This window comes from Pontibacter arcticus, assembly GCF_003284895.1.
GTDB classification, from domain to species: domain Bacteria; phylum Bacteroidota; class Bacteroidia; order Cytophagales; family Hymenobacteraceae; genus Pontibacter; species Pontibacter arcticus.
In genome coordinates, this window is the sequence record NZ_QMDV01000002.1 from 513,274 (window position 1) to 528,724 (window position 15,451).

Genomic DNA, 15,451 nt, shown 5'->3' on the forward strand with positions numbered 1-15,451 from the left:
AATTAGCGTGGTACGTTGGTCAGGATTACTGTTTGGCCGCCTTCTTTATTAGAGGAAAGTCCGCTGCCATCGGCATTCAGGAATTTGTTATCCTGCCAGGTATGCGGGTGAATGTTTACGATGAAAGTACCGGGTTTCCCAGTCAGGTCCGAAATATCAACCATGGCCCCATACTCCCAGGAGCTGAGTTTGTTTGAGTTGGCAGTATTATACTTGGCATTGAAAGTAGCATCCTCACGTCGGTGGTTCATTTCCAGCATTGGCTTCAGGGCCTTGGTTCTCAGGTCGTATTGCCAGATGCGGCCATCGTGGTTGTTGGCGTTATAAAAAGAGTCGCCATCTTCCTGGATGTACACATAATTTTCGGTTACGCAGATATTGTCAGGGTTTACAATGCTGTTGCCCGGGTTCTCATTGCCATCAATTAGCGCCGTGATTTTGCCTTTCAGTGGGTTGCTGGCATCCATTTCGAGTTTGTAAACGCGCCCCCACATGGTCAGGCCAGGGGCAGGATTAGTTTTGTCGGGGCTCACGCCAGTAGAGGTAAAGTATAAATTACGGTTATTGGCCGCACTGCCTTTTCCATAATCCAGGTCTTCTACGCGGGCAAACTGGATGGCTTTCTGCTCAATTGTTTGTGCTACTAACTGTGATCCTGTGCTGGATTTCACATCTTTATACTTTACAAATTCAATATCATAGCTTTTGCCAACCTCCATGTCGGTTTCAGTAACGTTGAGGTCTGAGCGGCGCAGCATGTAAAGTTCTCCGTTATTCAGGTCGCCGGGAGTTTGGCCAAGGTACAGGTTTACCTGCCCCATGCTGTTAGCCGGATTGCTCTCATCTTCACCTACAAAAATGACTGTTTTACCAGGATAAGCATTTTTTGGAAGTGGTACGGCATTTTCGGCACTGCACTTACCCAGTGCAGGAAGGGTGCGGTCGTTGCGGCTTCTGTCGCCAATACTTCCAAGCGGATCAATTGCATGGATCATCGATTCGACGCCACTCTCGCCAGCTGTCAGGAAAACCGGCCCGAAACCGTGCTCCTGCGGAGTGGCCAGTGTAGCAGAGCAAAGCCGCCACATACCGCCTGCACCGTTCACAATGTATTCTCCTTTCTTGGGTTTCAGGTTTTTATCTAAATATACCCGCGAAACAGCTTGCAGAATCTCGTGGTTGGTTATCATCAGAAAGCCATCGCTGTTCGGGTCTTTCATCAAACCGGCACCATCAGGCTGCGCGCCATACACAAACTCAGGCGATCCTTCCAGGCGGTCGTCGCTGCTGATGAGCGTGGTAATTTTAACCCCATCAAAACCAGTCAAAGTCTTTACCAAGGAGGGGTTAACAGAATAGTCTTTGATGGCGATTTCCTGAAGATTGCCGTTTTCTAACTGGTCGTCATCATTTTTACAGGATGTAACAAACATAGTGGCAGCCAGCGTAAGGGCCAGTCCAAATGTAGGAAGTTGTGAGTGCTGCATAGCAAAGGTCTTTTTCATGATCCAAAACTAGGGCAGCACTGTTAGTAGAGGGTTAATGAAAAGTTATGATTCCGTTAAGTTGCTTCAAAGCTATACAATACCTATAAAGTATATATATAAATAAAGTATAAATCTCTATTTTAAAGGAGTGAAGTATACATTGTAGAGTAACCTACTGGTAGTTTATCATTTTATTAATCAGGGGAAGTATAAACTAATAAATTACCTGCTGTATCAATCTATAAAGTATGATTACGCCCCTGCTAACTAAGCTAACAGGGGCGTAATCATACTTTATAGGCAGAATTCTGTGTTACTCACAGCCCATCGTTTCACTGCTTCCGATCGGAGCTCCGGGTGGTAAGTCGATTTGTTTGGCAGGTTTGATGTCTTCCGGATTTTCTATTCTGGCTAGAATAAAAGCCAGATGCGCTTTATAAGCTGCATTTCGGGTTCTGCGTTCTTCGCGGCTTGCGAAACTCTTAATAGCCTGTAGCGAAGCATTTGCAACAGCACGGGCCTGGTAAGACGCGTTCGCGTTTTGCGTTAAGCCCATTAAATGGGTAACATACAGCTGCTCCGTCAGGAATTGTAGTTGCCCTTCCATGCCGGATTTGCGGTTCGCTTTAAACGTCTGATCCATTAGTTGCTCAGTTACTTCATGCAGGCTAAGGTTATTGCCTCTTGCGCCCAACTCTACCAAACGAGAAGCTCTTTCAGGATGCAGCAAAAAAGAGAACGTAAAATCTGCAGACGCTTCAGCCGCAGCCAGTGGGTCGAATGTCACACCGGTTCTTTTGGAGAACAGCTCACGGTTATTTCTAAGACCGGGCGCACGGGGCGGAATCAGATTAATAATTTTTTCGGGTAACATCAGTACATCCGGCGAAATGGTTTGCAACAAAGCATCAAGCGCTTGCTGCTGGTCTTTTTTAGGCACAACCTCAGTAACTACCTGCTTATCGCCACGCACGGCATACGTATAATTTACGCCACCTACCAGTTTGGCTGCCGCTTCGGTCTGGTAGCGGTGGTAGTTATAGATCGGTACCAGTACATCTTCCAGCGTACTCATGGCAGCACCTGTTTTGATATTATCCTCTGAAAACTTCTTAAGCGCCTCTTTTCTCACTTTAAGCACATGCAGTAGTTCGTCTGTTGCATTGCTGCCATTGTCCCAGAGGTGAGCTGTTGGGTGCGCACCGCCGGCTGCGCGTGCATCCCTGTCAGAAATAAAAGCTAAGCCACGTTTTCTACCGTCTTCCAGAATCTGGTCTAACGCTTTTTTCTCGTCAGTACGGTTTCCGAAATCCTGGTAACCGTAAGCAACCGCTACTTTGTCCCATTCTCCAATACCGGTGCCGTACGCCTGGCTGAGGTCGATGTTGCCGGCACGATCCAGTTTAACCTGCGGATGCGGGTAATCCATCACAGAAGCATTGTTGTTGGCAGCGTAGTTGTGCATGATACCAAGCGTATGGCCCAGTTCGTGTGCTGAAAGCTGTCTGATGCGCGCAATGGCCATGTCCATCATTGCTTTGTTGCCGGTTTTGTTGTTTCCGTAAGGAGCCAGCAATCCTTCCGCAATCAGATAATCCTGGCGAACGCGCAATGACCCCAACGACACATGCCCTTTAATAATTTCGCCTGTACGTGGGTCCTGCACAGTAGCGCCATACGACCAGCCCCGCGTGCTGCGGTGCACCCACTGAATCATATTATAGCGGATATCCATTGGGTCAGCGGAGTCGGGCAATATTTCTACCTGGAATGCATCTTTGTAACCAGCAGCTTCAAAAGCCTGGTTCCACCAGCGGGCACCGTCCAAAAGGGCAGAGCGGATGGGTTCCGGTGCGCCGTTATCTACATAATAAATAATGGGCTTAACCGCCTCGGATATTTTAGCATTGGGGTTCTTCTTTTGGAGGCGGTGCCGGGCAATAAAGGTTTTGTTGATAGGCTCATCAACAGGCGTGGCATAATCAAAGTAGGAGAGTCCGAAATAACCGGCGCGCGGGTCGGCTACTCTGGGCTTATACTGCGCATCGGGCAACTGCACAAAAGAATGGTGCTGGCGAAGAGTTAACGCCTGCACATCAGGAGCTACTTCGCGCACAAAGTTTCCGGCATCATCGCCTCCGGTAAAGGTAAGTGTGGCTTCAAACTCAGTGTTCTTCGGAAAATTTTTGGTGCGGGGCAAGTATAGCGCAGACCGGCTGGCATCCATTTTATAAGTGCCCTGGCGGCTGCGTTTTATACTTCCGGTTACATCGTGGGCATCGCGCAGCAAAAAATCTGTGGCATCAACCAGCACTTTATTACCGTCGGTAGCTTCGGCTTTAAACCCCCAAAGTATGGATTTGGCAAACGATTCGTCAACAGCTCTTTTTTCGTTTTTATTTTCGGTGATGGCCCGGTAGTCGAGGTTGGGTTGCACCAGCATCACTTTCGGGCCTACTTTTTCGAAGTAAACCAGCCGTTGCCCGCCCAGCTGGCCTCTGTCCAGGCCAATATCATTAGAGCCCAGCCCGCCCGGAAGCGAATTTATATACAGGAAATCCTGGTTAAACTTATCGATCTCGAGCCATACTTTGCCGGCAGCTTCATCCCAGTAAAAAGTATAAAAACCATCGTATTTCTTAAGTCCGGCTGTTTTACTGGCTATGTCGGGGAATTTTTGTGCAAACGCCATGTGCGAAAGTAAAGGCAGCAACAGTAATAGCCAACGCTTCTGGGTAAGGATGGTTTTCATTTATTTCGTTTGTTGAGAGATAAAAATTGTGTTTTGAATAGGGTAAGATAAGAATTTTAAAATATAGTCGTATATAAGTGAAGCTATTAAGTTGAGCAGGAGATCTAACAAGAGTTTCTAATTGGCAGTTGAAATGAAGATTTGTAGCAAGAAATGATTAAGACCGAAATATCACTGGATTTCTAAAATTCTGATAAACTTACTAATAGCAAAAACAAATAAATATAGACGTTAAGTGTTTATATTCATATCTTTAAGATCTGTTAATCTTGTTTAAAAAATGAATAAAAATTTACTACTATTACTGTGTTGTGTTCAGTTTTTGCTAATAGCATGTGAGAAAGAGGATGCTGCTAGCAAAATGAAAATTAAATTTTCTGATCCTCAAGCTATTATTTACAAAGAAGCAGGTGCAAATAGTACTGCTTCTAACAGCACAACTACCAATGCCTCTCAGGCAGATGATGCATCAAAACTATTTCAGATTGATAAGCAAGGTAATGTTACAGCTGTCATTGAGGGAGTAGATGTTTCATTGGTTTATCCCTTTTCTGATGGGTTAATCATTTACCTTAGCTCTGGTGAAATATACAGTGTTTATCTGGACAATTCTTACCTGCAACTACCTTCTAATGTGGGGGACTTCAGTGGAGAGAATGATAACGGCGACTTGTTTTTTTCAAATGGATATTTTTTGAGAAAATCAAGCCATGCGATTGAAAAGGTTCAAACAACTTTAACTATGCCTTATATACAATATGTTACCGGCAACTTTGCTATATTAAGCGGGGACAATATTACACAGGCCTTCAATACGGTTAGCAATGAGCGCTTTAATATTGGTAATTGTTCATCCCAATTAGTTGCCTTAAGTAGAGAACGGGCTTTGGTGAAGGGCTGTGAGGGAACCTCTGTTATGGACATGAAAACCGGAAGTAAGTCTGAGGCAGACATTTTTACAATGAATGGCGAAGCAATTTATACTGGTAATGGTGCTATTGTCCTAACTCCAGAGGCTGCAAATATGGCAAACATTTATGATCAGGGTGTGTACGGCTTAGGGTTTATAGATACAAATGGAAAGATGGTCCTTTTATCAAATGAAGGGTTTAAGCCTGGTTCCATGTCTTGCATGAATTGTGGTGAACCTAACACAGTTTTATTTGCTTCCGGGAATTATTATATTGTTAGAGAGCTTGATAAAGTTTCGGTTGTAAGAAAAGGAGATATTAGCAAAAAAGTAATTCTGACTGGTTATAATGTTACAAGTGTTTCGATAAATAATAATAAAGTTTATTTCATTGCAGAAGATAAGTATGGAGTTAGGATAGCAGGTGTTTATAACCTATTAGACAACTCTACTCAGATGTTGGAAACACAGGAAGAATTTGATCGGGTTTTCACCCTAAAATAAAATATACTGATTAAGTTCTTTTATATAGAATTCCAAATTATTTGATCTTTATGATTATAAGTTCTGAAGGGGATTGTAATTAAAACTGTGTTACTTCACTTTTTTATTTGCTGGTCCTTTTGCTGTTACGGCGTGAGTCCTAATGGCAAAAGGATCAAACCCTGAAGTACTATTCCCTTTAATACCTACCTTCTCGAAGTATACCAGTCGTTGGCCGCTCAACTAGCCTCTGTCCAGGCCAATATCATTGGAGCCCAGCCCGCCCGGCAACGAATTTACATACAGGAAATCCTGGTTAAACTTATCGATCTCGAGCCATACTTTGCCACCGGCCTCATCCCAGTAAAAAGTATAAAAGCCCATATATTTTTTAAATCCTGCCGTTTTACTGGCGATATCTGGTAGTTTCTGTGGCATTGCCTGCACCGTAAGCAGCGGAAATAGCAAGAGCAGCAGCCAATTGTTGTAGCGTAAGACTTTTTTCATTCGTTCAGGTTAGATTATGAGTGGTCTAAGATAATGAAATACCCAGTTGCCCGTACACCCTTTTAACTTTCTTATGCTTTGACCTAAAAAAGTATAAGCGCTCATAGTATAAAATTTATAATGGAGACTCCTAACAAACAGGCAATGAGTTCAGATCAAGAAGCAACATGCATTTTAAAAGAGAACGCCATACTTGGCGAAGGCGCATTGTGGCACCCGATAGCGCAGGTATTATATTGGGTTGATATCGAAGGAAAGGCCCTCCATATCTATGACCCCGAAAAACAGGAAGACAGGCTATATGATGTAAATTCCCGCATCGGAACGGTGGTACCAGTAGAGGAAGGAGGCGCGATTGTAGCTTTGGAAAGCGGCATTCATCACATCGATATCAAAACGGGTAACTTAACATTGCTGACTAACCCACTTAAAAAGCAACCTGGCATCAGGTTTAACGACGGCAAGTGCGGGCCCGATAACAGATTCTGGGTGGGCACCATGGCACTGGATAAACGCGAAGGAGCTGCCGTACTTTACAAAATGGAGGCCGATGGAAGTATAAAACAGATGCTGGATAACCTGACCATATCGAATGGCATTGCCTGGTCTTTGGATGCCAAGACTATGTACCTGTCCGATACGCCCACACAAACCATTTTTGCTTTCGATTTTAATTCTGAAAAAGGGGAGATCAGTAACAGAAGGAAATGTATTGAAATCCCGAAATCTGAAGGCTCTCCTGACGGTATGACTCTGGATGCAGCCGGTAACCTCTGGATCGCTTTGTTTGGTGGAGCTGCCGTAGCCTGTTATGCTCCGGAAACAGGTAAAATGATTTCTAAAGTAAAAGTACCCGCCCCCAACGTAACCTCCTGTGCATTTGGCGGGCCGGAACTTGATGTACTTTATATAACAACAGGCTGGGAAGGCTTAAGCGATGAACAACTGCAAAAGTACCCGGATAGCGGCAATTTATTTTCTGTAAAAACGGGGTCAAAAGGGATAGCAGCCAATTTTTATAAAATGGAGAAACAGGTCTCTTAAACTAATTCTGAAGTATAAATTATAGATTTGCCCCTACTTTATTCAGGCATCCCATAAACATTTAAGGAAACCAGATGTTAACTCCAGCAGTATTTACTTAACGCGGTTCTCCGAATGATAAAATGGTAACTGCTGTTAACTTTAATACTACCTTACTATGAAAAAAATACTGAGTGCCTTAAGCATATGCATCGTTCTTGGTTCTTGTAACAGCAATAAGTCAGAATACGAGAATGTGTATGAAAATAAAAACCAGGCTGCTGCAGAAGTGGAAGCCGAAGTCGAAGTAACTGATAAAGACAATGCCAAAGTTGTAGACGAAGCAACGCCAGTTGTAAATGCCATTGCGAAAGGCGAAAAACTCATCAGCCTATCGGATTGTATGTCGTGCCACAACATTGAAAATAAAATTATAGGCCCCGGCTACAAGGAAGTTGCTCAAAAGTATGAGAACACGCCAGAGAACATCGATTACCTGGCTGGAAAAATAATAACCGGCGGCAAAGGTGTCTGGGGCGAAGTACCCATGACGCCACACCCTGATCTGAGCCGGGAAGATGCCAAGCAGATGGCGCAATACATACTTTCGCTTCGCTAATACAATCCAGCTCAGACGCTTTCCGGATTCAAATATCAACGTATAAATTCTATCATTTCCATATAAAAAGACAAACTATGATACCAGCTAAAGCATACGCAGCTTTTGATGCGACAAGCCCGCTCGCGCCCCATACCCTGGAGCGAAGAGAGGTAGGAGAATTCGATGTTCAGATCGAAATATTGTTTTGCGGTGTATGCCATTCTGATCTGCACCAGGCGCGCAACGAGTGGGGCGGCTCTATGTATCCGCTTGTGCCGGGCCACGAAATTGTAGGCCGTGTGAGCAAAGTAGGAACAAAGGTTTCTAAATTTAAAGAAGGAGACTTTGCCGGTATTGGCTGCTTTGTAGATTCGTGCCGCGAGTGCCATAGCTGCAAAGAAGGCCTGGAGCAATACTGCGAAGTACATAACGTAGGTACTTACAACAGCTATGAACTCGATAATAAAACTATTACCTATGGCGGTTATTCTTCGCAGATTGTGGTGGATGAAAAGTATACGTTAAAGGTATCAGAAAATATGGACCTTTCGCGTGTTGCGCCTTTATTGTGTGCCGGTATTACCACGTATTCGCCTATTATGCAATGGAACATTGAGGCTGGCCACCGGGTAGGAATTGTTGGTTTGGGCGGATTAGGCCACATGGCTGTTAAAATTGCAGCTTCCAAAGGCGCAGATGTAACCGTTCTGAGCACGTCGCCTTCTAAAAAGCAGGATGCCCTGGATTTAGGTGCACACAATTTTGCTGTTACCAAAGATCCGGAAGAGCTAAACAAACTGCGTAACTCCTTCGATTTTATCATCGATACCGTGTCAGCGCCACACGACTATAATTTATACTTATCAATGCTGCGACGCGATGGAACGATGATCTTGCTTGGTGCGCCGCCGGAGCCATCTACCGTTGCTGGTTTCAGTTTAATTGCCCGTCGTAAGCGACTGGTTGGTTCTATGATCGGAGGTATTGCTGAAACACAGGAAATGCTGGATTACTGCGCTGCGCATAACATACTTTCTGATGTGGAAGTTATTCCGATCCAGGAGATCAATACAGCTTATGAGCGCATGCTGAAAAGCGACGTGAAGTATAGATTTGTGATCGATATGGCCAGTCTGAAAGAGTAAGCTGGTTAACTTTTTGACAAAAGAGATTTTGCCTAAGGATTAAAGACAAAGTATAAATATTGTATAAAAAAAGCCCGGCAGGTATACTTGCCGGGCTTTTTTATTGGATGATATTAAAAGTCTTTTGTCAAGAGTTCAAAAATATCTTTTGTCAAAATTAACCAACCACTGGCCTTGCGTAGGCTTTAGCATCCTCAGCCGTAATTTCAGTGCCGCTCATAATAACGAGGCGTTCTACCACATTGCGCAGTTCGCGCACGTTGCCACGCCAGTCCAGGTCCTGTAAATAGGCGAGGGCATCTTTGGTGATGGTTTTCGGTTTGTTACCGTAGTCCTTGGCAATGTCATTCAGAAACTTGCTGACCAGATCCGGAATATCTTCGCGACGTTCGTTTAAAGGCGGCACGTGCACCAGAATAACACCCAGACGGTGGTAAAGGTCTTCGCGGAAAGTGCGGGCTTCAATTTCTTCGAGCAGGTTTTTATTTGTTGCTGCCAGCACACGCACATCTACTTGTATATCCTTATCGCCGCCTACGCGCGTAATCTTATGCTCCTGAAGGGCACGCAAAACTTTTGCCTGCGCCGACAAACTCATGTCGCCTACTTCATCCAGAAACAAGGTACCACCGTGTGCCTGCTCAAACTTACCGATGCGTTGCTTTACTGCCGATGTAAAAGAGCCTTTCTCGTGCCCGAACAATTCACTCTCGATCAACTCGCTTGGGATGGCGGCGCAGTTTACTTCAATTAAAGGTCCGTGGGCGCGGTTGCTTCCTTCGTGCAGGGCGCGGGCAACCAGTTCCTTACCCGATCCGTTGGGGCCTGTTATAAGTACGCGGGCATCAGTCGGAGCCACTTTATCAATAGCCTGTTTCACCCTGGAAAGTGCCGGCGAATTGCCCACCATCTCGTAGGTTTTAGAAATCTTTTTCTTGAGGATCTTGGTTTCCGTTACCAAACTTGCTTTATCTAGAGCATTGCGCACACTGATCAGCAAACGGTTCAGGTCGGGCGGTTTCTGCAGAAAATCATAGGCACCTTTCTTGGTGGCTTCCACAGCGGTATCAATGGTACCGTGCGCCGATATCATAATAAAAGGGGTGTCAGGTACGAGTTCCATTGCTTTTTCGAGCAGTTCGATCCCATCCATGCCCGGCATTTTTATATCGCAAAGCACCACATCATACTTTGATTTACCTAGTTGGTCCAAGCCACGTGCTCCGTCTTCAGCTTCGTCTACCGCATATCCTTCAAATTCAAGAATCTCCTTTAAAGTGCTGCGGATTGCGCGTTCATCATCTACAATTAATATTTTAGGCATAAAGCGCTCTTAGTTTTATCTGTGGCGAAGTATAAACAAAAAACAGCCACTTGTCAAGGTGGCTGCTGATTAGTACGGTAAAACGGAAAAAGTATAACCGGGTTCTGAGATTCTAAATAAGTATACTTTTAACGTTATTTTGTAAAGGTTATTACGCTGTAAAGCTCCGGCTCCAGAAACGGACCGCCCGGGTAAGAGGCGGTATAATCGAAGTTGATCCAAAGGTCGCCGTTGGTTTCGTGGAAGTGAATTTTTCCGCCTGCCACTTCATCCGGGAACAAGGTACGGATGGCATAAGTCACTTTTTCGATATCCTCGGTGGTGCCGACTTTTACTTCGGTGTACATATGCGATGGCGAAACAACCACACGGGCCTCGCCGCCAATCGCCATCACAGAAGACGCCATCAGAATCGCATAATCATCGCAGTCGCCGGCAAGCAAGCCCATACTTTCGGTGGGAGGCGAGTAGTAATCCATGCCCAGCGGGTCGTTCACATACTTCCAGTTAAGCCGGATATGCTTGAATAAGGAAAAGTAGCGCGTCATTTTATTGAACTTGCTGTAATACTCGTCATTAAAGTAGCGTGTAGAGTTCTCGACAGCAAATGCACGCACTTTGGGGTGTGTTGGTTGCATGGCACCTTTCACGCGTTGGTTCTGAAAGTAAGTACCACGAACAGGCTTGAAGTAAGATACATTATGGGCGTTACTGGTCATGTTTACCAGCATGGCGTTATAATCCCCGTAAATGCCATCCAACGTTTTATCTTTCAGGGTGCTGTTATAGAATAGCGTACCTAGTATTCCAAAAAACATGAACACGATCAACTTGCGGCTATACTTGGTTACCAAAACAGAAATGGTCGTAGCCAGCAACAGGCAAAGCAGGAAGTGCATCTCGTACTCCATGGAGTTGTACGGTGGCAGGTAAAAGCTCAGCAATACGGCCATCGGCAATACAATAATGATCTGTATGAACCGAACGGCAAAATTAACAAAAGGCGAAAATTGTAAAGAAGGCGTCATGTAAACCAAAATTAATGGTGGTGGCGCTAAATTTTTCGGCAAATCTTATGATGAAAGATCAGGCAGAAACGCTCTTAGTTGAGTAACGCAAAAGCCTTGCCTTTTAAATCCTTTTCAGCCAAAAAAATATTTATTATTATTTAGCCCTAATCTCAGAATGGTTTAATACCATATTTATACTTTGAACAGGCTAAACAGCGTCTGATTTGTTCTGAAGATACAAAAATTCTACGTCATACTTTGGTTTAATCTTTAAAAGTATGATAGCCTGGTATCGTTAAAAAATCGTTGCTGGTTAAGCATATTTTTGGTCTGGATTTATACCTGGTTTTTAAAAAGTTGTCACTTACAGTAGCTTTATACTTTTAAATCTGTTCATCCGGAAGCTGAAAATCTTAACTTTTGTAAAATCTGAACCGCTTTTCTTCTTAACTTTGTCTTTCGTATAAGATATTTATGAAGAACATTCGCAATTTCTGCATCATCGCCCACATCGACCACGGTAAAAGTACTTTGGCCGACCGCCTGCTTGAGTTTACTAGAACGGTGGCGGAGCGTGAGATGCAACACCAGTTGCTCGATAACATGGACCTGGAGCGCGAGCGCGGCATTACCATCAAGAGCCACGCCATCCAGATGAACTACTTTTACAAAGGCGAAGAGTATGTGCTCAACCTGATCGATACACCAGGCCACGTAGACTTTTCGTATGAGGTTTCCCGCTCGATTGCTGCCTGCGAAGGTGCGCTTCTGATCGTGGATTCGTCGCAGGGAATTGAGGCACAGACCATTTCTAACTTATACTTAGCAATTGGCAACGACCTTGAAATTATCCCGGTTCTGAACAAGATCGACCTCCCGCATGCGATGCCCGAGGAAGTTTCGGACCAGGTAATTGAGCTGATCGGTTGCGACAAAGACGATATCATTCATGCATCAGGTAAAGCAGGTATTGGCATCGAAGAAATTCTGAACGCCATATGCGACCGTATTCCGGCACCGAAAGGCGATCCGGAAGCACCCTTGCAAGCCCTTATATTCGACTCTGTTTTTAACTCTTACAGAGGCATCGAAGTATACTTCCGTATTTTTAACGGTACCCTTAAGAAAGGCGAGAAAGTAAAATTCATTAACTCCGGTAAAACGTATGAAGCCGATGAAATCGGCGTGCTGAAGTTAAACCAGGAGTCCCGTCCTGTGATGGGAGCGGGCAACGTGGGGTATCTGATCTCCGGAATTAAAAATGCCAAAGAAGTAAAGGTTGGCGATACGATTACACACGTAGAGCGTCCCGGCGAATCCATTCAGGGTTTCGAGGATGTGAAGCCGATGGTTTTTGCCGGTATTTATCCGGTTGAAACAACGGAGTACGAAGAACTGCGTGGTGCCATGGAAAAGCTCCAACTTAACGATGCCTCACTGGTATGGGAGCCTGAGACTTCAGCTGCACTCGGCTTTGGTTTCCGTTGCGGCTTCCTGGGTATGCTGCACATGGAAATTGTGCAGGAGCGTTTGGAGCGTGAGTTCGACATGACGGTAATCACAACGGTACCAAGTGTGCAGTTCCATGTGTTTACCACCAAAAACCAGATGATCAAGGTGAGTGCACCTTCCGAGATGCCCGAGCCAAACTACATCGACCACATCGAAGAACCGTTCATCAAAGCGCAGATCATTTCCAAATCAGAGTTTGTTGGCCCGATCATCACACTTTGTATGGATAAGCGCGGTATCCTGAAAAACCAGACCTACTTAACCAGCGATAGGGTAGAGCTAACGTTCGAAATGCCGCTTGCTGAGATCGTTTTCGACTTTTTCGATAAACTGAAGACGATTTCGCGCGGGTATGCTTCCCTGGATTATGAACTGATCGGCTTCCGACAGTCGAATATGGTAAAACTGGATGTGATGCTGAATGGCGAAGCGGTTGATGCACTATCCGCCATCGTGCACCGCGATAAAGCCTACGATTGGGGCAAGCGACTTTGCGAGAAATTACGCGAGCTGCTGCCTCGCCAGATGTTCGAAATTGCGATACAGGCTGCCATTGGTCAGAAAATTATTGCCCGCGAAACAGTGAAGGCACTACGCAAAAACGTATTGGCCAAATGCTACGGAGGTGATATTTCGCGTAAACGCAAGCTCCTCGAGAAACAGAAAAAAGGAAAGAAACGCATGCGCCAGGTAGGCAACGTGGAAATTCCGCAGGAAGCCTTCTTAGCTGTGCTAAAACTAGACTAAAACAACAAGCCCCAATGTGCCCTGCGCGTTGGGGCTTGTTGTTTATCAGACAAAAGATTTTTTTGACGTAGGACAAAAGATAAATATTGAGGTTGTCCTTTAAAATTTCTCAAAGTCCTTTGTCAATCAACCCAATTCGTAATTCATAATTCGTAATTCATAATTAAAAAGATGACCCTTCTTGACGGAAAAAAAACATCCGAAACCATTCAGCAAGAGATTGCTGCTGACGTAGCCGAGATAAAAGCAAATGGAGGCAAGGTGCCGCACCTGGCAGCCATTCTGGTTGGCAATGATGGCGGTTCGGTAACGTATGTAACGAACAAAGTGCTGGCATGCGAACGCGTAGGTTTTGGCTCTACGCTTATTCGCTATGAGGATGATGTAACAGAAGATGAATTGCTGGCTAAGATTGAGGAGTTAAATAACGATGATGAAATTGATGGCTTTATTGTGCAGTTGCCGCTTCCAAAGCACATCAACACAGATAAGGTTCTTGAAGCGGTAGATCCTAAAAAAGACGTAGACGGTTTTCACCCAACGAACGTAGGCCGCATGGTAGCTGGTTTATCTGCTTATTTACCTGCCACGCCGGCAGGTATTCTGCAACTGCTTGCCCGTTACGAGATCGAAACAAAAGGAAAACATTGCGTGGTCGTTGGCAGAAGCAATATAGTAGGCTCGCCTATGAGCATCCTGATGTCGAAACCAAATTACCCGGGCAACTGCACCGTTACCCTTTGCCACCGCAATACCGTTAACCTGGCTTATCATACGTTACAAGCCGATATTATTATTGCAGCCGTTGGCATACCGGGTTTAATTACAGCGGAAATGGTAAAAGAGGGTGCCGTAGTAATTGATGTGGGCACAACGCGCGTAGCGGATGAAACCCGAAAAGCTGGTTACCGGTTACGCGGCGATGTGGATTTTGACAATGTAGCGCCGAAGTGCAGCTTTATTACCCCGGTACCGGGTGGTGTGGGGCCTTTAACGATTGCCATGTTGCTTAAAAATACACTCAGAGCTGCCAAACGCGAAGTATACGCTTAATACAAAAGTATAAATCACAAAAAAGCCTCCTGCTAGCTAAAGTATGGAGGCTTTTTTTATAGATACGATTAGGTCAGGAGCCGGATAGAAATAAGGGAACACAACACACTATAAACTATGTTGCTTTTTTAATTAACTTTGTAAGTTAAAGGCTGATTCAATCTTAAAATTAAGAGTTCAGCTTAATTAACTATTTTTCAGAAGGTTATACTTTTAAAGTAGACCGTAGCAGTACAATTTTGGAAGTAACGAAAGCATACAAAACAGCCTCCATACACCAGGTGCCAAAAGATGGCAGCGAATTACCGTTGATGGAAGCTTTTTATACCATACAAGGCGAAGGGGCAAATACAGGCACAGCCGCTTATTTTATTCGGTTGGGTGGTTGCGATGTAGGTTGCCATTGGTGCGATGTTAAAGAAAGCTGGGACGCCGAGTCTCATCCTTTAACTCCTACAAGCGAGATAGTAAGTATGGCTTCCCCTTTTCCGGGAAAAACGGTGGTGATCACGGGCGGCGAGCCGCTGCTTTACAACCTGCTTCCGCTTACCTCACAGTTGCAGCAACAAGGTATCCGCACCATGATCGAAACCTCAGGAGCGCACCCGGTTAGCGGGCAATGGGACTGGATCTGCTTATCGCCTAAAAAGTTTAAAGCGCCTGATTTATCAGTTTACCCGGTTGCAGATGAACTGAAGGTGATCATCTTCAATAAAAGTGATTTCGCCTGGGCCGAAGAACATGCAGCCAGAGTGGGCGAAAAATGTAAATTATACTTACAACCTGAGTGGAGCAAAGCTACCGAGCTAACCCCACTTATAGTTGAATATGTAAAGAACAACCCGCAATGGCGTGTTTCTTTGCAAACGCATAAATACATGGATATTCCGTAACACT

General features: G+C 44.8%; 12 protein-coding genes. 7 read left to right on the forward strand and 5 right to left on the reverse strand.

Annotated features, from left to right (window positions below):
- Positions 1 to 2 precede the first annotated feature (2 nt).
- Positions 3 to 1,505, reverse strand: a complete 1,503-nt coding sequence (locus DP923_RS07375) for a hypothetical protein (RefSeq protein WP_239020963.1) — start codon at positions 1,503 to 1,505, stop codon at positions 3 to 5.
- A 295-nt stretch (positions 1,506 to 1,800) separates the two neighbouring features.
- On the reverse strand, positions 1,801 to 4,239 hold the full coding sequence (locus DP923_RS07380; RefSeq protein ID WP_112305196.1) for a zinc-dependent metalloprotease: 2,439 nt from the start codon (positions 4,237 to 4,239) through the stop codon (positions 1,801 to 1,803).
- Positions 4,240 to 4,519: 280 nt separating this feature from the next.
- Here DP923_RS07380 and DP923_RS07385 point away from each other — a divergent pair, with 280 nt between their 5' ends.
- A complete protein-coding gene (locus DP923_RS07385) occupies positions 4,520 to 5,653 on the forward strand; it encodes a hypothetical protein (protein ID WP_112305197.1) in 1,134 nt (377 codons plus the stop codon).
- A 222-nt stretch (positions 5,654 to 5,875) separates the two neighbouring features.
- Here the strand turns inward: DP923_RS07385 and DP923_RS07390 are convergent, their stop codons facing one another.
- Positions 5,876 to 6,139: a DUF5118 domain-containing protein gene (locus DP923_RS07390; protein ID WP_239020964.1), complete on the reverse strand. Its 264-nt coding sequence runs from the start codon at positions 6,137 to 6,139 to the stop codon at positions 5,876 to 5,878.
- A 144-nt stretch (positions 6,140 to 6,283) separates the two neighbouring features.
- Between DP923_RS07390 and DP923_RS07395 the strand changes: the two genes are divergently transcribed.
- From DP923_RS07395 to DP923_RS07405, 3 genes are all read left to right on the forward strand, one after another.
- Positions 6,284 to 7,183 (forward strand): SMP-30/gluconolactonase/LRE family protein, encoded by a 900-nt coding sequence (locus DP923_RS07395; RefSeq protein ID WP_112305198.1) that lies wholly within the window; start codon positions 6,284 to 6,286, stop codon positions 7,181 to 7,183.
- A 157-nt stretch (positions 7,184 to 7,340) separates the two neighbouring features.
- The gene (locus tag DP923_RS07400) at positions 7,341 to 7,781 is read left to right on the forward strand and encodes a c-type cytochrome (protein ID WP_112305199.1); all 441 of its coding nucleotides are present in this window, start codon (positions 7,341 to 7,343) and stop codon (positions 7,779 to 7,781) included.
- Positions 7,782 to 7,858: 77 nt separating this feature from the next.
- Entirely contained in the window at positions 7,859 to 8,908 is a 1,050-nt protein-coding gene (locus DP923_RS07405) for an NAD(P)-dependent alcohol dehydrogenase (protein WP_112305200.1), read from the forward strand.
- A 157-nt stretch (positions 8,909 to 9,065) separates the two neighbouring features.
- Here the strand turns inward: DP923_RS07405 and DP923_RS07410 are convergent, their stop codons facing one another.
- Both DP923_RS07410 and DP923_RS07415 read right to left on the reverse strand, forming a co-directional pair.
- Positions 9,066 to 10,232, reverse strand: a complete 1,167-nt coding sequence (locus DP923_RS07410; RefSeq protein WP_112305201.1) for a sigma-54-dependent transcriptional regulator — start codon at positions 10,230 to 10,232, stop codon at positions 9,066 to 9,068.
- 134 nt (positions 10,233 to 10,366) lie between these two features.
- Entirely contained in the window at positions 10,367 to 11,260 is an 894-nt protein-coding gene (locus tag DP923_RS07415; protein WP_112305202.1) for a transglutaminase, read from the reverse strand.
- 456 nt (positions 11,261 to 11,716) lie between these two features.
- Between DP923_RS07415 and lepA the strand changes: the two genes are divergently transcribed.
- The 3 genes from lepA (at position 11,717) to DP923_RS07430 (ending at position 15,447) form a co-directional block, all read left to right on the forward strand.
- Entirely contained in the window at positions 11,717 to 13,501 is a 1,785-nt protein-coding gene (gene lepA, locus DP923_RS07420; RefSeq protein ID WP_112305203.1) for a translation elongation factor 4, read from the forward strand.
- Positions 13,502 to 13,672: 171 nt separating this feature from the next.
- Positions 13,673 to 14,554, forward strand: a complete 882-nt coding sequence (locus DP923_RS07425) for a bifunctional 5,10-methylenetetrahydrofolate dehydrogenase/5,10-methenyltetrahydrofolate cyclohydrolase (RefSeq protein WP_112305204.1) — start codon at positions 13,673 to 13,675, stop codon at positions 14,552 to 14,554.
- A gap of 239 nt (positions 14,555 to 14,793) precedes the next feature.
- Positions 14,794 to 15,447 carry a 7-carboxy-7-deazaguanine synthase QueE gene (locus DP923_RS07430; RefSeq protein WP_112305205.1) on the forward strand — a complete coding sequence of 218 codons (654 nt, stop codon included), beginning with the start codon at positions 14,794 to 14,796 and terminating at the stop codon, positions 15,445 to 15,447.
- Positions 15,448 to 15,451 lie beyond the last annotated feature (4 nt).